The 21,862-nt window shown below is 74.1% G+C and carries 17 protein-coding genes; 12 read left to right on the top strand and 5 right to left on the bottom strand.

Features of this window, described 5'->3' with window-relative positions:
- Window positions 1–72: 72 nt before the first annotated feature.
- Complete coding sequence (locus ACFYOU_RS23245; protein ID WP_391308133.1) at window positions 73–531, bottom strand: glycine-rich domain-containing protein; 459 nt, start codon at window positions 529–531, stop codon at window positions 73–75.
- Between the two features lie 219 nt (window positions 532–750).
- Between ACFYOU_RS23245 and ACFYOU_RS23240 the strand changes: the two genes are divergently transcribed.
- The 7 genes from ACFYOU_RS23240 to ACFYOU_RS23210 all read left to right on the top strand — a co-directional run bounded on the left by ACFYOU_RS23240 (window position 751) and on the right by ACFYOU_RS23210 (window position 9,264).
- On the top strand, window positions 751–1,530 hold the full coding sequence (locus ACFYOU_RS23240) for a helix-turn-helix domain-containing protein (RefSeq protein WP_391308131.1): 780 nt from the start codon (window positions 751–753) through the stop codon (window positions 1,528–1,530).
- Window positions 1,531–2,149: 619 nt separating this feature from the next.
- Entirely contained in the window at window positions 2,150–2,560 is a 411-nt protein-coding gene (locus tag ACFYOU_RS23235) for an SseB family protein (RefSeq protein ID WP_389763851.1), read from the top strand.
- Complete coding sequence (locus ACFYOU_RS23230; RefSeq protein ID WP_389763849.1) at window positions 2,557–3,177, top strand: hypothetical protein; 621 nt, start codon at window positions 2,557–2,559, stop codon at window positions 3,175–3,177. Before ACFYOU_RS23235 ends, ACFYOU_RS23230 begins: the two co-directional genes overlap by 4 nt.
- On the top strand, window positions 3,177–4,847 hold the full coding sequence (locus ACFYOU_RS23225; RefSeq protein WP_391308129.1) for a putative T7SS-secreted protein: 1,671 nt from the start codon (window positions 3,177–3,179) through the stop codon (window positions 4,845–4,847). Before ACFYOU_RS23230 ends, ACFYOU_RS23225 begins: the two co-directional genes overlap by 1 nt.
- A gap of 20 nt (window positions 4,848–4,867) precedes the next feature.
- Window positions 4,868–5,173 carry a YrhB domain-containing protein gene (locus ACFYOU_RS23220; RefSeq protein ID WP_391308128.1) on the top strand — a complete coding sequence of 102 codons (306 nt, stop codon included), beginning with the start codon at window positions 4,868–4,870 and terminating at the stop codon, window positions 5,171–5,173.
- The gene (locus ACFYOU_RS23215) at window positions 5,170–6,447 is read left to right on the top strand and encodes a YrhB domain-containing protein (protein ID WP_391308126.1); all 1,278 of its coding nucleotides are present in this window, start codon (window positions 5,170–5,172) and stop codon (window positions 6,445–6,447) included. The genes ACFYOU_RS23220 and ACFYOU_RS23215 overlap by 4 nt, the downstream gene beginning before the upstream one ends.
- A 1,182-nt stretch (window positions 6,448–7,629) precedes the next feature.
- Window positions 7,630–9,264 carry a translation initiation factor 2 gene (locus ACFYOU_RS23210; RefSeq protein ID WP_391308358.1) on the top strand — a complete coding sequence of 545 codons (1,635 nt, stop codon included), beginning with the start codon at window positions 7,630–7,632 and terminating at the stop codon, window positions 9,262–9,264.
- A 14-nt stretch (window positions 9,265–9,278) separates the two neighbouring features.
- Here the strand turns inward: ACFYOU_RS23210 and ACFYOU_RS23205 are convergent, their stop codons facing one another.
- The gene (locus ACFYOU_RS23205) at window positions 9,279–11,369 is read right to left on the bottom strand and encodes an NB-ARC domain-containing protein (RefSeq protein ID WP_391308125.1); all 2,091 of its coding nucleotides are present in this window, start codon (window positions 11,367–11,369) and stop codon (window positions 9,279–9,281) included.
- Between the two features lie 112 nt (window positions 11,370–11,481).
- Here ACFYOU_RS23205 and ACFYOU_RS23200 point away from each other — a divergent pair, with 112 nt between their 5' ends.
- Entirely contained in the window at window positions 11,482–12,084 is a 603-nt protein-coding gene (locus ACFYOU_RS23200) for a hypothetical protein (RefSeq protein WP_391308124.1), read from the top strand.
- A gap of 64 nt (window positions 12,085–12,148) precedes the next feature.
- Here ACFYOU_RS23200 and ACFYOU_RS23195 read toward each other — a convergent pair whose 3' ends face one another.
- Together ACFYOU_RS23195 and ACFYOU_RS23190 are read right to left on the bottom strand one after the other, a co-directional pair.
- Window positions 12,149–12,853 (bottom strand): hypothetical protein, encoded by a 705-nt coding sequence (locus tag ACFYOU_RS23195; protein ID WP_391308122.1) that lies wholly within the window; start codon window positions 12,851–12,853, stop codon window positions 12,149–12,151.
- 103 nt (window positions 12,854–12,956) lie between these two features.
- The gene (locus ACFYOU_RS23190; protein WP_391308120.1) at window positions 12,957–13,646 is read right to left on the bottom strand and encodes a GntR family transcriptional regulator; all 690 of its coding nucleotides are present in this window, start codon (window positions 13,644–13,646) and stop codon (window positions 12,957–12,959) included.
- Window positions 13,647–13,833: 187 nt separating this feature from the next.
- Between ACFYOU_RS23190 and ACFYOU_RS23185 the strand changes: the two genes are divergently transcribed.
- The 4 genes from ACFYOU_RS23185 (at window position 13,834) to ACFYOU_RS23170 (ending at window position 18,108) form a co-directional block, all read left to right on the top strand.
- Window positions 13,834–15,627, top strand: coding sequence for a 2-isopropylmalate synthase (locus tag ACFYOU_RS23185; protein WP_391308118.1), 1,794 nt, complete (start codon window positions 13,834–13,836; stop codon window positions 15,625–15,627).
- Complete coding sequence (locus ACFYOU_RS23180; protein ID WP_389763830.1) at window positions 15,624–16,433, top strand: ABC transporter ATP-binding protein; 810 nt, start codon at window positions 15,624–15,626, stop codon at window positions 16,431–16,433. Before ACFYOU_RS23185 ends, ACFYOU_RS23180 begins: the two co-directional genes overlap by 4 nt.
- Window positions 16,434–16,517: 84 nt before the next feature.
- Window positions 16,518–17,498, top strand: coding sequence for an RNA polymerase subunit sigma-70 (locus ACFYOU_RS23175; protein WP_391308117.1), 981 nt, complete (start codon window positions 16,518–16,520; stop codon window positions 17,496–17,498).
- A gap of 199 nt (window positions 17,499–17,697) precedes the next feature.
- A complete protein-coding gene (locus ACFYOU_RS23170; RefSeq protein ID WP_391308115.1) occupies window positions 17,698–18,108 on the top strand; it encodes a hypothetical protein in 411 nt (136 codons plus the stop codon).
- Between the two features lie 58 nt (window positions 18,109–18,166).
- Here ACFYOU_RS23170 and cobN read toward each other — a convergent pair whose 3' ends face one another.
- Entirely contained in the window at window positions 18,167–21,862 is a 3,696-nt protein-coding gene (gene cobN, locus ACFYOU_RS23165; RefSeq protein WP_391308113.1) for a cobaltochelatase subunit CobN, read from the bottom strand.

Raw genomic sequence — 21,862 nt, 5'->3', positions numbered from 1 at the left:
CGGCGACAGCCGCCCGGCACGATACCGGGCGGCTGAAGTTCTGAGGAGCCGGTCGATCCGCCTGCGCCGGAACTACTTGGCGACGGGGCTGTCGGAGCAGCCCGCGTAGCTCTGGGTGCAGTCGGCCGCGCCGTCGATCGGCCAGAACTCCGAGTCCACGTCGAAGCCGGCCGATCGGATCATCTCGGCCGTCCGACGCATTGCGGCCCGGCCCTCGCCCGGGTTGTGGCCGCTGTTGCGGTCGGGGACGTGGTGGATGAACCTGCCGCCGAGCGCGTCGCAGAACTCGGCGTAGTGCTTGGTGTGGAGCACGAACGCGTGCCAGAAGAGGTCCACACGAAGGCTGGGCGTGGCCCTCTCCGTGGTGTTCGCGGCGACGGCGAGGAAGGCCGCCACCTGGTTGACGCCGCGCTCGCCCTGGTTGTCGGTCATCTCCGGCCAGGAGTCCTCGCGGACCATGGTGATGAGGTCGGCCTTCAGTTCCGGAGTGATGAGGTCGTACACGGTCTTCGTTGTGTCGGTGATCGTCACGTCTGTGCCTTCCTGGTCTGTGGGGAGCATCTGGGGCACTTGGTCATGGTTCGCCTTCCGCTGCCCGGTCCGGTTGGTGAAGCGATGTTCCCGCCGTTGGTCGGTCGGAACGACGACGCTTCGGGCGTCGCCTGGGCGTCACCCAGTGGGGTGTCAATGACGCTCTCTAGGGCGTCAAACCGGTGTCATTGCAAGGCTGTTCGGTCTAGTTTTGACGCCATGACGACGACCGTAGTGGTGCCGAATGGTGTGCTGCGGGCCGTGCGTACCGGCCTGCGCTTGAGCCAAGACGACTTTGCCAAGGCGCTCCGCCGGGCAGGTGCGGAACTGGGGGAGCCGAACGAGGCTTCCAAACGGCTGGTGCAGCGCTGGGAGTCCGGCACGAGCAAGACGCCTCGGGGCGTCTACGCCAGGGCCTTGGAACGGGTCACTGGCCGTCCGGTCGAGGCGCTGGGGTTTGCCCTGCCGGTGCCGACGGCACGAGTCCACGCAGACGGGAAGGGAGGACATGACATGGAGACTGCCGCAACCGGTGCCCCATCTGCCGCTGTAGGCGCGCAGCCTGCCGTGCAGGGGAGTGAGGAGACGTTTTCGGGGGTGTGGCTCAGCCGCTACGAGTTCTTCTCATCGGGCCGGGGCGACTCGTACGAGGGCAAGCACTACGTAGTGATCGTCCAGCACGGGAACCGGCTGACCGTTCAGAGTCTGCCCAGGGCGAGCAGCAACCCGGACAGCCCGCTCACGCTGGACCTGACTGTTGATCGCAACGTGGTCACCGGTACGTGGGTCGAGCAGACTGCCGCAAACGGCTACTACAACGGGGCCCGCTATCACGGGGCCATCCAACTCCTGGTCGAGCCGACCGGACGGCGCATGGCCGGGAAGTGGGTCGGTTTCGGCAAGGACTTCGACGTGAACACCGGCCCCTGGGAACTGCGGCTGGTGGACCGGTCTACGAGCAAGGCGATGTTGGAGAGGTACAGCCAGCCGCCGGAGTGATGTCTCGGGCAAGCCAAGAGGCGGCCCCCCAGCGAGTGCCCCGTCCGGCGACAGCGGAACAACGCAGTCTGGCGGGGCTTCGCGCTGTCCAGGCAAAACCTCAGCCCCTCGTGGCTCTCCACCCGAGCCGGGACGCCGGGGCGGCATGGTTCAAGCTTGCCACTCGGTCCGGGACGCAGCTGCTCCCCCGGACGGTCCGGGCGGCAGTACCGGACTGTGCCGTGCGCACGGTGCCCTCCTGTAGTGGTGGCGGGCCCTGCCCACGACGGGCCGTGTCGCCGCCGGTGCGGAGCCTCGGGTGTCCTACCGAGCCGGTACGACGCCTGCGGGTGACCCCGAGTTACTGGGCCCGTGGTCGAAGCGGCGAACCGGGTAGGTTCGGTCCCGACTGAACGCGCGCAACGCGCGTGCTGTACGAGGAGTCCAGGTGGATTTCACCGAGGAGTGGCGGCAGTTGAAGGAAGCGGCAGCCCGCCGCGCACGGACCGCCGAAGAGAACACGGCCGCGCCGGGGGAGCCGGGGAACAGACCCCCGCCGCCACAACCCGCTCCACTAAATGGATATGACCGACCGTCAGCCCAGTCTGAGTCAGGGGCTGTTGGCGACACCCCGGCACCGGTGTCGCCGGACGCGGCCCGGGTCGCGGTGCTGGAGCGGATCGCCGGGTTCCGACAGTCGCTGGTGCTCGTCCCGCTCGACGGGGACGGCGACCCGCTGACCCTCGCCTTCGGCGGGTTGGCCTGGATCTGCGCGTTCACCGACGAGGAGGCCCTCGCCCGGTTCGCGACGGCCCGCGGCGAGGCGGCGCGCGACTGGCCGTACCGCAGGACGTACGGGTTCCGGCTGCTGGACGAGGTGGTGCCGGCGGCCGGGTTCCCGTGCGGGGTGGCGCTGGACGCGGCCGGGCCGGACGGCTGGGTCCTGCCCCCGGTACGGGGCGTCGTCCCGGACCGCGCCGCCCTCGACGCCGCGCACCCCGGCCCGCCCCGCACACCACCGCACCCGAACGACGGAGGGGCACCCGCATGACCGACCACGTTGACCTGGCGTCGTCCAAGGCGGCGTTGGGGCAGATCGCCCAGGGCATCACCGACGTCCTGGGGGAGCTGGGCGAACTCGGCATGGTCGGCCGGGCCAGCACCGGCCGCGGCTTCTCGGACCTGGCCCTGACCGGACTCCAGACCGGCCACGACGGCCTCAGCTCCACCCTGGAGGACTTCTGCGAACGCTGGGAGTGGGGGGTGCGCGCCCTCGTGCAACGGGGCAACGAGTTCGCCGACGACGTCGGACTGTCCGCGGGCGTGCTGCACGAGGTGGACCAGTACGTGCAGGGCAGCCTGAAGGTCGTGGTGAACGCGGGCATCGGCAACCCGTACGCCACCGAGGACGAGATCACCGGCAAGGACTGGGGCGAGGTGCTGTCCAGCAACCCGTACACCCACGTCCGGGACGCCGACTACAGCCGCGAGTCCTTCGAGGACGCACGGCACGCCTCGCAGGAGGCGTGGAAGGGCGCGACGCGCGACGTCTTCGGCGCCGATCACCTGCTCCAGAACCAGCTGTTGGACGCGGCCGGCGTGCGTGACGAGGTGCGGGGCGCGGTGGACCGCGCGACCGAGCCGGCGCCCCGGGAAGGCGACCGCTGATGGGCTGGGGACCCGACATCGACCTCGGCGGCCTGGGGGACCTCGCGGACCAGGGCCTGAGCCGCATCGAGGACGGCATCGACGCGGGCAAGAAGGCGGTCGGCGAGGGCGTCGACTGGACCACCGACCGCATCGGCGACGGCCTGGACCGCGTCGGCGCCGAGGACCTCGCGGACACCGTCGAGGACTTCGGCGACGACCTCGCGTCCGAGCTGGGGGCCTCGGTCCGCGAACAGCGGCTCGGCGAGACCGAGGAGGCCAACGAGCTGGTCCACGGCAAACCCGGCGACATCCGGAACACCGCGGGTCACCTCGCCGACTTCCGCGGCGCCTTCGGCCGGGTCGGCGACGGGATGCGAGGGCTCGGCTCGGACCGCTGGAAGGGCGAGGCGGCCGACGCGTTCCGGGCGGAGTTCGCGATGCACCCGGCCGACTGGCTGCGGGCCGCCGACGCGTTCGAGGGGGCGGGCCTCGCCCTGACCCGTTACGCGGACGTGGTCCAGTGGGCGCAGGACCAGGCCCAGCGGGCGATCGAGCTGTACCGGACCGGCAAGAAGGCGTCCCAGGACGCGGTCGACGCGCACAACACCAAGGTCGACGCGTACAACGCGGCCGTCACCGCCGACCGGGACCCCGGGCCCGTACCGCCGCCCTTCACCGACCCCGGGGCCGCCGACCGGCGCCAGGCCCACGACCTGCTCCGGGAGGCCCGCCGGCAACGCGACGGGGCGGCCCGCGAGGCGCAACGCGTCCTCCAGGACGCGTTGGAGCACGCCCCGGCCGAGCCGCCGCCCACGGACCGGATGGTGCTGAACGTCGCCGACCACGCCGTGGGGCAGGCGATCGAGCTGACCCATGTCGCGGGCGGCGTGCTGAAGGGCGCCGCGGGGGCCGTCAACTTCGTGCGCGGAATCAACCCCCTGGACCTCTACAACCTCACCCACCCCGCGCAGTACGGGCAGAACGTCGCCACCACCCTGGCCGGGGTGGTGTCCGCCGCGGCGAACCCGCAGCGCATCCCCGGGGCGCTGTGGGACAGCTTCGAGGAGGACCCCAGCGAGGGGTTCGGCCGGCTGCTCCCGGAACTGCTCGGCACGAAGGGCCTGGGCGCGGTGCGCACCACGGCCCGGGTCGCGGACGACGTCGCGGACGCGGCGAAGGCGGCGCCGGCGACGCCCTCGTGGGGGGACCTCGCGAAGTCGACCGACACGGTCAAGGAGAAGGCGATCCACGCGGACTCCGTGGACCCCGCCACCGCGCAGAAGTACCTCGACGAACAGTTCCCCTGGCTACGGGACCTCAACAACACCAACCAGCCCGGCTACACGCAGAACTGTACGTTCAACGTCGTGACCGTCGACCGACGGCTCGACGGCGTCGAGGTCAGTGCGGCACCCCGGCCGCAGGCGGGCTCCATCCCCTTCAAGGAACTCGGGGTGGAACCTTCGGCGTACACCCCCGTGAAGGGCTACGACGACATCGTCCGCGATCTGAACGAGCGCGGGGACGGTGCCCGTAGCGTGGTCGCCATCATCCGTGAGAACAACACGGGGCACGTCTTCAACGCCGTCAAGACACCCGACGGGGTGGTGTTCCTGGACGGTCAGACGGGCGGACTCGCCCTCCTGGAGAAGGGCACCGCACAGATCGCCCACATCCCCTACAAGTAGCGATGACAGGATCGAGCACCATGTTGACCAAGGAAGAGGCCGTCCGGGCGGCACGTCACTACCTGGACGGGCTGTACGCCCACGGTTCCGACGGCTGGACCATCGTCGTGCTGCCGGAGGAGTCGTACGCCTACGTCGCGGGCTGGGTGGTCCGCTACGACTCCCAGGAGGCGTTGGACAGCGGTCAGCCCTGGATGGGCCCGATGACGAAGCTGGTGATCGTGCCCGGTGACGGCGCGGAGCCGTACCAGCCGCCCACGAGCACCACGTCGGAGCAGTTCGACGCCTTCCTGAAGAGCGGCACCTGGCCGGGAGGGACGCGGTGAACGCCGTCGACCCGTCCGGCGCCGCCCGGCACTGGCTGCACCGCACCTACGGCGGCCTCGTGGAACTCGCCGTCCCGCACCCCGTCGCGCAGGACGCCCGCACCTGGATGTTCAGCTGCCGCACGGTCCCCCAGCCCGGCTACCCGAGCACCCCGATGCTGGCCTCCTCGGTGGTGGTGCCGAAGGACGGGGGCGAGCCGTTCCACCCCGCGTCCGACGACCCGTTCGGGGACGCCGCCGGCTACCCCGGCCCCCCGCAGGCACGACAACCGGACGCCCGTGCAAGGCGGTTGAACGCCCGGGGCTGCGTGGTCACGGTCGCCGCGCAGGTGACCGGCGGCGTCCCCTCGACGCCGCTGCCGTGGCAGCCGGTGCACGAGGCGCCCGGCTGGTGGAACCTGCTGCTGCGCCGGTACTTCCCGGGTGCCGAGGCGCTGCGCTGCGCCGACTGGGACGAGGTCGTGCGCCGGGCGAAGGAGCCCGGGCCCGGCACCCGGGGCGTGGTCTGGGTCCGGCGCGAGGCCGGCGGCGCGGAGGCCAGCGGGCACCTGCTGTACGTGCTCAACGACGGCGGGAACGTCGTCTTCCTGGACGGGATGACGGGCGGCCTCGGCCGCCTGGACACCGTCGGCGTACGGGAGTTGACGTTCGCGCGGGTGCGTCCGGCGGGGTCCGGCGCGGCGTCCGCGCCCGACTTCGGGGCGGCCCGCCGCAAGGCCGAGGAGTGGCTGCGCGCGTCCTGGTCGGAGCCGGTGGAACTGGTGGCGCCCGATCCGGCGGACGAGACGGCCCGCGGCTGGCTGTTCGCCTGCGACACCACGGCGTTCCTGCGCACCGGGGACTGGCGGGAGTCGATGGTCGACGCGGCGGTGGTGGTGCCGAAGGACCCCCAGGAGCCGTTCCTGTTGCCGAACTCCGATCCGTGGGGTCACTTCGCGGCCTGGGACCGGGGCGGTCCGGCGGGCCCGGTGCCGCAGCCGGGGCGGGCGGCCTGGTTCGCGCCCACGCTCGCGGAGTTGGGCGGGGTGCTCGCGGTGACGGAGCACGCGACGGCGACCGGGGCGGTGGCGTCCCTGGCGGCGCTGCCGCCGGGCGGTCGGGCGCTGGTGTGGGTGCGCCGGTTGGACGGGCGGGGCCGCCCGTCGACCGGTGTGCTGTTGACCGGGTTCCGTACCGCGGAGGGCGCGGTGGGTCTGGTGGACGGTTCGGCGCGGACGTTCAGCGGTCTTGAGGGGTTGCGGGAGTGCGGAGTGCGGGTCATCCGTTACCGGTGAGCCCGCCCGGCTCGGACGGGGCACCCGGAGCCGGTGACCGACGGGAGCGGGTGGTCGGGCCGCCGGTACGATCGGCCGCATGCCGCCCGAGGCCCGTGAGGACTGCTCCCCGCCGGTCCGGGGCGAACCCGCCCCCGCCCCGAGGACCCGGCCGGACGCCTCCGGCCCCGGCACGTCGACCGGTACCACCGGCCCCGGGCCCACGACGGGCCCCACCGACCCGGCACGACGACCGGCGCCCCCAGCCCCGAGCCCCGGCGGGACGCCTCCGGCCCCGGGACGTCGACCGGTGCCTCCGGGCCCGGGACCCGGCTGGACGCCTCCGGGCCCGGGACCACGACGGACGCCGCCGGCTCCGGCACTACGACGGGTGCCTCCGGCCTCGGGACGTCGACCGGCGCCCCCAGCCCCGGGACCCGGCCGGACGCCCCCGGGCTCGGGACCACGACCGGTGCCCCCAGTCCCGGGACCACGGCAGGTGCCGCCAGCTCCGGGACCTGGCTGGGTGCCACCAGCCCTAGGACCACGACGGGTGCCCCCGGGCCCGGGACCCGGCTGGACGCCCCCGGGCTCGGGACCACGACGGACGCCTCCGGCTCCGGGACGTCGACGGGTGCCACCAGCCCTGGGACCACGGTGGGTGCCTCCCGGCCCGGGACCACGACGGACGCCTCCGGCTCCGGGACCACGACGGGTGCCTCCGGCCCCGGGACGTCGACCAGTGCCTCCGGGCCCGGCACCCGGCCGGACGCCGCCGGCTCCGGGACTACGACGGGCGCCCCCGGGCTCGGGATCACGACCGGTGCCACCAGCCCTGGGGCCACGGTGGGCGCCTCCGGCCCCGGGATCCGGCTGGGTGCCACCAGTCCCGGCACGTCGACCGGTGCCCCCAGCCCCGGGATCACGACCGGTGCCACCAGCCCTGGGGCCACGGCGGGTGCCTCCGGCTCCGGGACTACGACGGGTGCCCCCAGCCCCGGGACCGTGACGGGTGCCACCAGCCCTGGGGCCACGGCGGGTGCCTCCGGCTCCGGGACTACGGCGGGCACCCCCAGCCCTGGGGCCACGACGGGTGCCTCCGGCTCCGGGACCCGGCTGGGCGCCGTCGGGCCCGGGACGTCGACCGGGGTCTCCGGCCCCGGGATCACGGTCGGCGCCCCCGCGGCCCGCGAACGCCGCACCGTGCTCCTCGCGGTCCGCTCGGCGACGGCCCTGCACCGGCTGCTCGACGTCCTGCCCGTCTTCGACGGCGACGAACGCCTCGCCGTGCGCGTCACGCTCGTCCCCGGTTCGGAGTTCGACGTGGACGCCCTCGCCGCGCTGGAGCGGGCGGGCGCCCGCACCCTCGACTGGGCCCAGGCCCGCAGCCGCCGGCACGATCTGGTGCTGGCCGCCAGCCCCAAGGGCGCGTTGCGGGCGCTGACCGGCCCCCGGGTACTGCTGCCGCACGGCGCCGGCTTCAACAAGACGGTCGGCGCGGACGGCTCACCGCAGCTCCCCTCCGGCCTCGATCCGCACTACCTGCTCGACGACGGGGCGCCCTGGGCCGACCTGCACGCCCTCGGGCACGACGAGCAGGTGGCCCGGCTCCTCGCGTACTGCCCCGAGGCCGCCGCCCGGGCGACCGTCGTGGGGGACCCCACCCTGGACCGGCTGCTCGGTTCGCTCGCCCGCCGGGACGACTACCGGGCCTCCCTGGGCACGGGCGGGCGCCGCCTGCTCGTGCTCACCTCCACCTGGGGACCCCAGTCGCTGTTGGCCCGCCGTCCCGAACTGCCGGGCGAACTGCTCGGCGGGCTGCCCCACGACGCGTACCAACTCGCCCTGGTGCTGCACCCCAACGAGTACAGCCGCACCGGCTCGTTCGACCTCGCGCGCCATCTCGCCCCCGCGCGCGGCGCGGGCCTGGTCCTGGCCGGTCCGTACGAGGAGTGGGCGGCGCTGCTGGTCGCGGCCGACGCGGTGATCAGCGACCACGGTTCCACCGCGCTGTACGCCGCGGCCCTGGGCCGCCCGGTGATCGGCGCCCACGACGGCGGTGACGAACTGATCCCCGGCAGCCCCATGGACCGCCTGTTGTCCCGGGCGCCCCGACTGCCCCGGGCGGCGGGGGCCGCGGAGGTGGAACGGGCCCTCGACGCCGCCGGCCACCGGGCCGGCCGCGCCGCCGCGGCCGCCGCGTTCGCCCTGCCCGGCCGGGCCCTGCCGGGGCTGCGCGACCGGCTCTACCGGCTGTTGCGGTTGGAACCGCGGAACGTGCCGGTCACGCCCCGGCCGCTGCCCCGCCCGGCGGGCCCCCGTCGACGGCCGGCGGCCTTCGCGGTCCGGGCCGAGGTGGACGGACACCAGGTGGGGGTCACCCGACTCCCCCCGTACACCCGTGAGGCGGTGCACCACCTGGCCGCCGAACACCCCGAGGCGACCGAGCGCGAGACGCAGGGCGCCGCGGTGGTGTGGTGCCGGGCCCGGCCCGCCGCCACCGCCCCGCACACCAGCGCGTGGACGGCGGCCGGCTGGACGGACCGGGTCCTCGCCGACCACCCGGGCTGCCGGACCGCCGCCGTGGTGTTCTCCCCGGGGCGCTGTCTGCTGCGGCACCGCACGGCGGGCACGTTCGGCGTCCGCGTCGAGCCGCACCGCACGGCCGGGCGGGTCCTGCGCGCCGATCCCGCGGCGGTGCTGTCCGCGGTGCACGCCTGGCTGGCCACCGCCCCGCCGTGGACCGGGCCGGTGGCGTTGCACTGCACGATCGGTCCGCTCACTGTCCGGGCCGAGCTGACGGCCGCCGACGAGAGCGACCTCGGCCACGAACTCTGACCGGCCCGCGCGGGCTACGGGCCCCCGTCCGGTCCGGCCAGTCCGCCGGAGCGCTCCGCCAGGGCCCGGGCCGCCGCCCGGTGCTCCGCCGCCTCCGCGGCATGCCCCAACTCCTCTTCGAGGCGCGCCAGTTCCTCCAGTACGCGCACTTCGTCGGAGGTGGAGCCCCGTTCCCGGGCGCCGTCCAGGGCGGCCCGCACCAGGGCCACCGCCTCGGCCGGTCGCCCGGCCGCCCGCAGCGCACGGCCGAGTTCGAAGCCGGTGCGTGCGGTCATCCGCTCCCGCTGCTGTTCCCGCGCCATCCGGTGCGCCCGGGTCAGCAGCACGACCGCCTCGTCGGCCGCCCCGCGGTTCAGCGCGGTGCGCCCCAGCAGGGACGTCTGGAGCAGCACCCCGTACGCGTTGGGGATCGCCGCGTGGGCGTCCCGGGCGGCCGTGAAGTCGGCGGCGGCCCCCGTCCAGTCCTCCCGGGCCGACTTCAGCAGGCCCCGGAACTCCACGGCCGAGGCCCGCAGCTTGCGTTCCTGCGGCGTCCCGCCCAGCGACTCGGCGGCCCGCAGGGCCTGTTCCACCTGCTCCGCGGCCCGTTCGTACTGCTTCTGCTCCCACAGGGGCCGGGCCAGTTGGCACCGCATGCGCACCTGCGCGGGCAGGTGCTCGGCCCGGTCGGCCGCCGCGACGCCGATGCGGAAGGCGTCGGTGACGTCCGCGTGGTGCGGGTGGTCCAGGAAGTGGGTCCACAGCGGTTCGCACAGCGCCCAGGCGTCCTCGTACCGTCCGCTGTCGAAGGCCAGCCGGACGCAGCCGAACAGGGCGAGCCGGCGCGACTCCAACCAGCGCAGTGCCGCGGCCTTGTCGGTGAACTCCAGGTCGGGGACGCCGGGCACGGGCGGGCCGGGTGCGGCGAAGGTCAGGCGCGGGCCCGCCGCGAGCAGGTCGGCGCGTGCCGCCTGACGCCGGTACCAGCGGATCAGCCGTTCGCGTCCCGCACCGCGCACGGTGCCCTCCGGGTCGGCGTCCCGGGCCCGTCGTTCGGCGTGGCCGCGCAGCAGTGCGTGCAGTCCGAGTCCGCCGGGCCGGCCGTCCAGCAGTCCGGCGGTCTCCAACTCCTCCACCGCGTCCTCGGCCGCGGGGAGGTCCGTGCCCAGCAGGGCGGCGGCGTCGTGCACGGTGACGGAGGGCGCCGGGTGCTGGGGGAGCAGGACGTAGAGCCGCGCGGCGTCCGCACCGAGCCCCGCGTGGGCGGCGTCCCACACCGCCTCCACCATCGGGATGCCCTTCTCGTGGAGTTCCGTGGTGAGCTCGGCGACCAGCCGGGGCAGGGCGCGCCGGCGGTGTTTGCGCACCCAGCGGCCCGCCACGTGCAGGGCGGCGGGCAGCCCGGCGCAGCACCGGGCGAGTTCGGCCGCGGCGGCGGGTTCCGCCGTCAACCGCGGGTCGTCCACCAGGCGGCCGAGCAGCCGTAGGGCGTCGTCGGTGGCCAGCGGGTCGACGGGCACGTCGACCGCGGCGACGCCGTCCAGGTCGTAGAGGGCGCCCTGGCTGGACACGATGGCGAGGCTGCCGGCGGACGACGGCAGCAGCGGCAGGACCTCGGCGCCGTAGCGGGCGTTGTCGATGACGACGATGAGCCGCTTGTCCCGGGTACGGGTCCAGTACTGCTGGGAGCGGCCCGCGAAGGTGCGTTCCCACCAGTCCGGGGTGACCCCGAGGCCGGTCAGGAGTTCCGCCACCGCCTCGGACACCTCTACGGTGCCGTCGCGGCGCAGGTCGTCGAGGTCGACGTAGAGCACCCCGTCGGGGAAGCGTGCGCCGAGCGTGCGGGCGAGCTGGAAGCCGAGGGCGGTCTTGCCGATGCCGCCGATGCCGGTCAGGGCGACGACCAGGGGGCCGGGCCCGTCCCCGTGCGCTTCGGCGGCCCGGGCGACGCGTTCCTGCTCGGCGAGCCGGTTCTCGAAGTACACGGGTGCGGGCGGCAGTTGGTAGGGGACCGGGGGGTCCGAGGGGGTCGGCCCGTGCCAGTGCTGGTGCAGTTCCCCGATGCGCCCGGCCTGGACGACCACGTCCGCCCGCCCGTCCAGACTGTTGTGGGTCTCCTCGGCCATTCCCCCACACTACGTTCCCGGCCGTCACCGGGTGAGGCTTCCCCGAACCCGGCGGGTTGGGCGCCCGTTGCTCCTATGGTGGGTGCAGGTAGTCGACCCGGGGAGCGTGCTCATGGATCCGATCTCGGCGGCGGTGCTCGCGGCGCTGGCCACGGGGGTGGCCGGGGAGGCCGGGCGGCAGGCGTGGCTGGGTCTCGCCAAACTGGTCCGGCGCCCGTTCCGACACGGTGGGTCGCCCGGGGCGGGGGCCGAGGCCGGTGCCGAGGCGGGTGCCGAGGTCGGTACGGGGTCCCGTGCGGGGGAGTCCGGCCGGTCCGGTCAGCCCGACGGGGACGTGGTGGACGCCGAGGTCGTAGCGGACGGCGAGGTCGTTGAGGTTGCCGCAGCCCCCGCAGCCCCCGCAGCCCCCGCAGCCCCCGCAGCCCCAGAAGTCTCCGAAGCCCCCGCGGACGACGGGGCGGCGGAGCCCGGGAGTCGGGAACTGGTCGCGTTGACCGAGGCGCCGGAGGATCCGGCGCGGGCCGAGGCGCTGGCGCGGGCGCTGGACGAGCGCGCGGCGCACGATCCCGAGTTCCGGGCGTGGCTGGCCCGGTGGTGGGAGGAGGCCCGCCCGGTCGCCGAAGCGGCCGGCACGGTCGAGAACTCCGTCACCGGCACGGTGACCGGTCCGGTCGTCCAGGGCCGGGACTTCTCCGACATCACGTTCAACCTCTGAGCACCACGTTCACCCTCCGGGCCCGGACCGTGGACCACCGTGCCCGTGCGGGGCGGGCGGGCGCTCACGCCATGAACGCGGCGGCGGTGACGTCCCGTTCCAGTTCGGCGCGGGAGAAGCCGTAGGTCCCGATGCCGGAGACCTTGATCACCAGGCAGAACCGTTCCACCGACGTCAGCCGCTCGGCCACCTGCTCGTACTCGCGCCGTAGGAAGTGGACCGCGGCCAGGTTGGCCGTGGACGTCTGGCCCGACACCACGAACACCGGGCACTCGGACTCCACCGGCTGGAACTTGGCGACGAGCGCGAACTCCCGGTCGCCCTTGTCGAACGGGTACTTCTCCCCGTCGACCTCGATGGCCACCGAGTCCGGACGCCCGGGGTCGTAGGGGTGGAGGGTGACTCCGGGCAGATGGGCGGCCAGGTGACCGCCCGTGCGGAGGTTGGCGCCCCCGGTGGGTCCGCCCACGCAGAACTCCGTGCGATCGGCGTTGCTGCCCCGGAAGCTGCCGGTCTCCAGGACCACCTTGCAGTCCAACTCGCCGGCCAACAGGGCCAGTGCCATGGCGGCCTCGACGTCCCGGTAGGTCGCGGTCCGGGGCGAGCCGTGCTTGTTGCCCAACACGATCAGACAGCTCTGCCCGGGGCGGACCCCGAAGAACGCGGCCCGCCTGTTCACCGCACGGGCCCGCTTCGCCCGCTCCCACAACCAGACCAGGGTGCCGCCCAGGAAGCTGGTCACCAGCCCGATCACGATGTTCCCCAGCACCGACTGAATCGTCGTCCCCCTCCTGCTCAGGTCCGCATCGTTTCACGCACCGCGGGGCGCGCACCAGCACACGGGCGCCCGGTGCGGACCGCCGGCGCGCGGCTCACAGCGAGCGCAACAGCGCCAGCGTGTCCGTGAGTTCCTTCCGCAGCACCCGCCCGGCCGCAGCCTCGTCGCCGCGTTCGACCGCGGTGACCAACCGGGCGTGCGCGGCGTCGCCGTGGTCGGGGTCGTCCGCCCGGAGGTCCAGCACGTCCACCAGGTCGAGCAGCCCCTGGCGCAGCACCGGCACGAACTCGGCGAACAGATCGCTCAGCACCGGGTTGTGGGCCGCGGCGACCACCGCCCCGTGCAGCGCGATGTCGGCCGTGACGAACGCGGCGTGGTCGTCGGGCGCACAGGCCCGGCGGGCGGTCAGGGCGGCGTGCAGGGCGGCCACGTCGTCGTCGGTGCGGCGCCGGGCGGCGATCCTGGCGGCCTCCACCTCGACGATCATGCGGACCTCGTAGACGTCCGTCACGGCGGCCCGGCGCAGTCGGGTCGACCACTGTTCGGGAGAGGTGGTCGCGAGGACGAAGACCCCGGAGCCCTGGCGGGCCCGGACCAGCCCGGCGCAGGCCAGGGCGCGCAACGCCTCCCGGACCGTCGAGCGGCCCACCCCGAGGGCCTCGGCCAGGGCGCTCTCCCCGGGGAGCTTGGAGCCGACCGTCCAGGTGCCGTCGGCGAGGTGCTCGCGCAGCCGCTCGGTGGCCTGCTCGACCAGTGAGGACGGTCGCAACGCGCGCAGGGTCATGGTGAGTTCACGCTCCGTTCGATGCCCCCTCAAATTGTCTGAGGACCTGAGGGGTGGTTAAGGTACTCCGCATGCTGGCACACGGGCTGCTCCTTCTCGGTCGCCGCTGCGGGGTCTGACGCGACCGGCGCCCCGCAGCGGGGCTTCGGGCTGCCGGTCCACGGACGACCGACCGAAGGACGCTCCGATGGCATCCGCCGTCCGCACCACCGTGTTCCCCACCCTGCACACCCCGTCCGGTGAACTCCCGGACCACGCACCGCACTGGAACCCCCAGCGCCCCAGCAGCATGCCGTTCCAGCGCTACCGTCCCGCGCACCAACGGGTCCCGCTGCCCCCGGTCGACCGGTCCTGGCCCGCGCGCCGCATCGAACGCGCCCCGCTGTGGGTGCCGGTCGACCTGCGGGACGGCAACCAGGCCCTGGCCGAACCGATGGACACCGCCCGCAAACGCCGACTGTTCGACCTGCTGGTCACCATGGGCTTCAAGGAGATCGAGGTCGGCTACCCCTCCGCGAGCCGCACCGACTTCGACTTCGTCCGCCACCTCGTCGAAGCGGACGCCGTCCCCGACGACGTCACCGTCTCCGTCTTCACCGCCGCCCGCCGTGACCTCATCGACCGCACCGTCGAATCCGTCGAAGGGCTCCCCCGCACCCTGGTGCACCTCTACACCGCGACGGCCCCCACCTGGCGGGACGTGGTGCTGGGCCGTTCCCGGGCCGAGGTGCACGCACTGGTGCGGGAGGCCGCCACCCATCTGCTGCGCCGGGCGGAGGAACGGCCGGGCGCCGACATCCGCTTCGAGTTCTCCCCGGAGGTCTTCAACCTCACCGAACCCGACTTCGTCCTGGAGGTGTGCAACGGTCTCACCGACCTGTGGGAGGCGAGCCGGGACCGGCCCGTGGTGCACAACCTGCCCGCCACGGTCGAGATCGCGACGCCCAACGTCTACGCGGACCAGATCGCCCACGCCGACCGCCACCTCGCCCGCCGCGAGCACGTCATCCTGTCGGTGCACCCGCACAACGACCGTGGCACCGGGGTCGCCTGCGCCGAACTCGCCCTGCTGGCCGGCGCCCAGCGCGTCGAAGGCTGCCTGTTCGGCAACGGCGAGCGCACCGGGAACGTCGATCTGATGACCCTCGCCCTCAACCTGTACACCCAGGGCGTGGACCCGATGCTCGACCTGTCCGACATCGACGCGGTGCGCGAGGTGGTCGAGCACTGCAACCGGCTCCCCGTGCCCGACCGCCACCCCTACGCCGGCGACCTGGTGCACACGGCGTTCTCCGGCACCCACCAGGACGCCATCGCGAAGGGCCTGGCCCACCACGCGAAAAGAGCCGCCGAGTTGGGCGTCCCGCAGTCCGCGGCGCCCTGGTCGGTGCCGTACCTGCCGGTCGACCCGGCGGACATCGGGCGCACCTACGAGGCGGTCATCCGCATCAACTCGCAGTCCGGCAAGGGCGGGGTGGCGCACCTGCTGCGCGTCCACCACGGGCTCGACCTCCCCGCGGACCTGCGCCCCGACTTCGCCCGCGCGGTGCAACTGCGCACCGACGACAGCGGCCGGGAACTGTCCCCGACCGAGTTGGGCGACCTCTTCCACACCACCTACGTCGCCCCCGGCCCGGACGGCCCCCACGCCCTCGTCACCGTGACGGCGGACGCACCGGACGCACCGGACGCCGAAACGGACCGGTTCGGCTGCACCCTGCGCATCGACGGCCGGGAGCGCTCCGCCCGCGGGGACGCCCCGCAGTCCGCGGTCGTCGCGGCCCTGCGCACCGCGGACGTCCCCGTCGAACTCCTGGCCCACACCGGGCACCCCGTCGAAGACGGCGGGCACGCCGCCTACGCCCGGTGCCGGGTGGACGGCGTGCCGCACTGGGGCGCCGGCCGCGACCCCGATCCGCTGGTCGCGGCGGCCCGCGCGGTGCTGGCCGCCGTCCACCGCGCCGACCGGGCGCGCGCATGACCACCGCCCCGGTGCTGAGCGTGCGGGACGTGGACGTCGTCCGGGACGGGAACCCCGTGCTGCACGGGGTGACGTTCACCGTCCGGGCCGGGGAGCACTGGGCGCTGCTCGGCCCCAACGGCGCGGGCAAGAGCACCCTGCTGCGGCTGCTCGGAGCACTCGCCCACCCCACCCGCGGCACGGTCGACGTGCTCGGCCACCGGCTGGGCCGGGTCGACCTGCGGGAACTGCGCGCCCATGTCGGACACGTCGACCCGCGCCACGACCCGCGCGCCCCGCTGACTGTCCGCGAGCTGGTCCTCACCGGGCTGACCAACAGCGTGCAGCCGCTGCCCCGCTGGCGCCCCACGGCCGCCGAAACAGCCACCGCCGACCGGCTGATCGGACTGCTCGGCCTCGGGCACCGGCACGCGGCACGGTGGCCGACCCTGTCCCAGGGGGAGCGGGGCCGCGCCCTGATCGCCCGCGCCCTGATGCCCCGCCCCCGGCTGCTCCTGCTCGACGAACCGGCGACCGGACTGGACCTCGCCGGGCGGGAACAACTCGTCGAACGGCTCGATGCGCTCCAACAGGGCTGGCCGGAACTGGCGTCCGTCCTGGTCACCCACCACCTGGAGGAGCTGCCCCCGGGGACGACCCACGCCGTGCTGCTGCGCGGCGGCTGCCGACTCGTCGCCGGGCCCGTCGCCGAGGTGCTCACCGACGACCTGGTCAGTGCGTGCTTCGGCCACCCGGTGCGGCTCGCCCGCCTGGACGACCGTTGGAGCGTACGGGCCCGCCGGGCGACGGAGGTGCCCGCGCGGTGAACGACGCGGCGCCCGTTCTCCCCCCGGTCCGCCGGGAGGAACGGGCGCCGCGCCCACCGCCACCGGGACGGTTAACCTCGCTCGATGACGGACGACACGATGACGGGCGGGGCGCCGGCGGACGGGGCGCCGGCGGACCGGGCGAACACGGCCGAGGACCTGTCCGCGCGCGCGGAACGGCACCGCGGGGAACTGCGCGTCCACTGCTACCGGATGGTCGGCTCGTACACGGACGCCGAGGACCTCGTCCAGGAGACGTTGATCCGCGCCTGGCGCAAGCGTGAGTCCCTGGACGACCCGGAGCGGCTGCGCCCCTGGCTCTACCGCATCGCGACCCGCGTCTGCCTGGACTTCCTCGGCGGCCCGGCCCGGTCCCGCGAGGTCGCCACCGCCACCTCCGCCATCGCCGAGGTGCGCTGGCTGGAGCCGTACCCCGACTCCCTGCTGGAGGGGACGATCGCCCGGGAGACCATCGAGCTGGCGTACCTCGCGGCGATCCAGCACCTCCCGCCGCGCCAGCGGGCCGTGCTGATCCTGCGGGACGTGCTCGGCTTCCCGGCGGACGAGACGGCGAGGACCCTGGAGGTCAGCGTCGCCGCGGTCAAGAGCGCACTCCAGCGGGCCCGCGCCACCCTGCGCGTCCACCTCCCGCCGCGCCGCGCCGACTGGGGCCCGGCGACCGAGCCGAGCGCCGCGGAACGGGCCGCCCTGCGCCGCTACGTGACCGCCTCGCAGAACGCCGACCTGACGGAACTGACCGCCCTGCTGCGGGAGGACGCCCGCCAGACCATGCCGCCGGTGGCCCGCGTCTACGAGGGCCGCACCGCGATCCTCGACCTGTGGCGGCCGGTGCTCCAGGGCCCGGACCGGTGGGGCGAGTGGCGGTCCGTGGAGGTCACCGTCAACCGGCAGCCCGCGGCCGTGAACTACGTCCGCGAACCCGGGGACACCGAGTACCGCGCGGTCAACATCGACGTGCTGCGGATCGAGGACGGGCTGGTCGCCGAGATCACCACCTTCGGACCGGAGGTCCTGCCCGCACTGGGCCTGTCCCCGACCCTGTAAGACCCCGTAGACCCCGTAGACCCCGTAGACCCCGTAGACCCCGCGACACCACGGCCGGCGCACGGTGACCCAGGTCACAGTGCGCCGGCCGATTCCTTTTCCCCGGCGGCACCCGTCACAGGGGCGTCCGACGCAACGACGCAGCGCAGACGCACCCCCGACGCACCCCCGACGCCACTCCGCGGAAGAGGAACCCACCATGAGCATGAAGAACTTCGACCGACTGCTCGGCACCTGGAACGTCACCGGCGGCGCCGAGGGCACCGTCACCTACCGCTGGCTCCCCGGCGAGCAGTTCCTCGTCCAGGACATCGACCTCACCCAGTACGGGCAGGCCGTCACCGGCATCGAGGTCATCGGCCGGCTGAAGCCGTTCGGCGCCGAGGAGCCCAGCGAGCACGTCCACTCCCGCTACTACGACAGCGAGGGCAACACCTTCGACTACCTCTACGAGATCGAGGGCGACACCCTGGTCATCTGGGCCGGCGAGGTGGGCTCGCCCGCCCACTACCGGGGCACCTTCAACGCCGGAGGCGACACCGTCAGCGGCGCCTGGACCTACCCCGGGGGCGGCGGCTACGCGTCCACCATGACCCGCACGGCCAGCTGAACCACCCGGAAGGCCCGGGGGCGCGGCGCACGCACCGCACCCCCGGGCCGGGGCCCGCTCAGCCCTCGGCGCCCTCCGCGCCGCCTTCCAGATCGCCCTCCGTCTCCAGGAACACCTGGCGCAGCGCGTCCAACGTCGCCGGGTCGGGCTTCGCCCACAGCCCCCGCGACTCGGCCTCCAACAGCCGCTCCGTGATGCCGTGCAACGCCCAGGGGTTGGCCTCCTGGAGGAAGGCACGGTTCTCCGGGTCGAGGACGTACGCCTGCGTGAGCTTGTCGTACATCCAGTCCGCGATCACCCCGGTCGTGGCGTCGTAGCCGAAGAGGTAGTCGACCGTCGCCGCCAGCTCGAACGCGCCCTTGTAGCCGTGGCGGCGCATCGCCTCGATCCACTTCGGATTGACCACCCGGGCCCGGAACACCCGCGAGGTCTCCTCGACCAGGGTCCGGGTGCGCACCGTCTCCGGCCGGGTCGAGTCGCCGATGTACGCCTCGGGCGCCGTACCGCGCAGCGCCCGCACGGTCGCCACCATGCCCCCGTGGTACTGGAAGTAGTCGTCCGAGTCGGCGATGTCGTGCTCACGGGTGTCCGTGTTCTTCGCCGCGACCGCGATCCGCTTGTACGCGGTCTCCATCTCCTCGCGCGCCGGCCGACCGTCCAACTCGCGCCCGTACGCGTAACCGCCCCACACCGTGTACACCTCGGCGAGGTCCGCATCGGTGCGCCAGTCCCGCGAGTCGATCAGCTGGAGCAGCCCCGCCCCGTACGTGCCCGGGCGGGAACCGAAGATGCGGGTGGTGGCCCGGCGCTCGTCACCGTGCGCCGCGAGGTCCGCCTTCACGTGCGCCCGCACGTAGTTGGTCTCGTCCGCCTCGTCGAGGTCCGCGACCAGCCGCACCGCATCGTCCAACAAGCCGATGACGTGCGGGAACGCGTCCCGGAAGAAGCCCGAGATGCGCAGCGTCACATCGACGCGGGGCCGCCCCAGCTCCTCGGCCGGCACCGCCTCCACCCCGGTGACCCGGCGCGAGGCGTCGTCCCACACCGGACGCACCCCGAGCAGCGCCAGCGCCTCCGCCACGTCGTCGCCCGCGGTGCGCATCGCGCTCGTTCCCCACAGCGACAGACCCACCGACGTGGGCCAGTCGCCGTTGTCCTCGCGGTAGCGGGCCAACAGCGAGTCCGCGAGGGCCTGACCGGTCTCCCAGGCCAGCCGGGACGGCACGGCCTTCGGGTCGACGGAGTAGAAGTTGCGGCCCGTCGGCAGCACGTTCACCAGTCCGCGCAACGGCGAACCCGAGGGCCCCGCCGGCACGAACCCGCCGTTCAACGCGTGTACCGCGTGGTCGAGTTCCTGGTGCGTGGCGTTGAGCCGCGGCACCACCTCGTGCGCCGCGAAGTCCAACACCCGCGCCACGTCCGGCCCGTGGTCGGCGGCCACCACCGCGACCGCCGCCGGGTCCCAGTCGGCCGCCTCCATCGCCTCGACCAGCGCCCGCGCCGCCTCCTCCGCAGCGTCGGCCCCGGTGCGGGTCGCCGCCGACTCGTCCAGGCCCAGCGCCTCCCGCAGCCCCGGCAGCGCGGTGGTGCCGCCCCAGATCTGCCGGGCGCGCAGGATCGCCAGCACCAGGTTCACCCGGTCCCCGGCCGCCGGCGGAGCCCCCAGCACGTGCAGGCCGTCGCGGATCTGCGCGTCCTTGACCTCGCACAGCCACCCGTCGACGTGCAGCAGGAAGTCGTCGAAGCCGTCGTCGTCGGGGCGGTCCTCCAAGCCCAGGTCGTGGTCGAGCCGGGCCGCTTGGATCAACGTCCAGATCTGCGCCCGGATCGCCGGCAGCTTCGCCGGGTCCATCGACGAGATCTGCGCGTACTCGTCGAGCAGCTGCTCCAGCCGCGCGATGTCCCCGTACGAGTCGGCGCGGGCCATCGGCGGCACCAGGTGGTCGATCAGCGTGGCGTGCACCCGGCGCTTGGCCTGGGTGCCCTCGCCCGGGTCGTTCACCAGGAACGGGTACACCAACGGCAGGTCACCGAGGGCCGCATCGGGCGCGCACGCCGCGGAAAGACCCGCGTTCTTGCCGGGCAGCCACTCCAGGTTGCCGTGCTTGCCCAGGTGCACCATCGCATCGGCGCCGAAGCCGCCGTCCTCGCGGGACGCCGCGATCCACCGGTACGCCGCCAGGTAGTGGTGCGAGGGCGGCAGGTCCGGGTCGTGGTAGATCGCGATCGGGTTCTCGCCGAAGCCCCGCGGCGGCTGGATCACGATCAGCAGGTTCTCGCGGCGCAGCGCCGCGAGCACGATGTCACCCTCCGGGTTGTGGGTGCGGTCCACGAACATCTCACCGGGCGCCGGGCCCCAGTGCTCCTCCACCGCCGACCGCAGCTCCTCGGGCAGCGTCGCGAACCAGCGACGGTAGTCGGCCGCCGGAATGCGCACCGGGTTCGCCGCCAACTGCTCCTCGGTCAACCAGTCCTGGTCGTGGCCGCCCGCGTCGATCAGCGCCCGGATCAGCTCGTCGCCGTCGCCCGACACCAGACCCGGGATGTCCTCCACGGGCCCGAACCCGTACCCCTCCGCGCGCAGCCGCCGCAACAGCGCCACCGCACTGGCCGGCGTGTCCAGGCCGACCGCGTTGCCGATCCGGGCGTGCTTCGTCGGATACGCCGACAGCACCAACGCGATCCGCTTCTCCGCGGCCGGGATGTACCGCAACCGCGCGTGCCGCACCGCGATCCCCGCGACCCGCGCCGCCCGCTCCGGGTCGGCGGCGTAGGCGGGCAGCCCGTCCTCGTCGATCTCCTTGAACGAGAACGGGACGGTGATCAGCCGGCCGTCGAACTCCGGCACCGCGATCTGGCTCGCCGCGTCCAACGGGGACACGCCCTCGTCGTTGGCCTCCCAGTCGGCCCGCGACGAGGTCAGACACAGCGCCTGGAGCACCGGCACGTCCAGCCCGGTCAGCGCGCCCGCGTCCCAGGACTCGTCGTCGCCGCCCGCCGACGCCTCGGCCGGCCGGGTACCGCCGGCGGCGAGCACCGTCGTCACGATGACGTCCGCCGCGCGCAGGGCGTCCAACAGCTCGGGCTCGGGGCTGCGCAGCGACGCCACGTACAGCGGCAGCGGCCGGCCGCCCGCGTGCTCCACCGCCTCGCACAGCGCGGCGACGAACGCGGTGTTGCCGCTCATGTGGTGCGCCCGGTAGTAGAGGACGGCCACCGTCGGCACGCCGTCCGCTTCGGCCCTCACCGGGGTGCGCTCCAAGGGGCCCCAGGCGGGGGCGGGCGCCGGCGGCTCGAAACCGTGACCGGTGAGCAGCACGGTGTCCGACAGGAACCGGGCCAGCTGCGACAGGTTCGCCGGCCCGCCGTGCGCGAGGTAGGCGTGCGCTTCCGCGGCGATGCCCACGGGCACCGTGGACGCCGCCATCAGCTGGGCGTCCGGCGCCTGTTCACCGGTCAGCACGACCACCGGCAGGCCCGTCGCGGTCAGCTGGTCGAGCCCGTCCTGCCAGGCCCGGACCCCGCCGAGCAGCCGCACGACTACCAGCGCGACCCCGTCCAGCAGCGCCGGCAGATCACCCAACGGCAACCGGGACGGGTTCGCGAAGACATAGGGGACGGGGGTGCCCGTGCGGTTCGCCGCGCGTGCGCTCAGCAGGTCCGTGTCGGACGTCGAGAGGAGGAGGATGCGGGGCGCGACCGGCTCGGGCTGGGCGCCGTCCGTTTCGCCGGTCTCATCGGGGGAGTGCAGCAT

It is taken from the genome of Streptomyces sp. NPDC005955 (genome assembly GCF_042871255.1).
Classification (GTDB): Bacteria; Actinomycetota; Actinomycetes; order Streptomycetales; family Streptomycetaceae; genus Streptomyces.
Note: the sequence above shows the minus strand (reverse complement) of the source record. Positions and strands in the feature narration are given on the sequence as shown.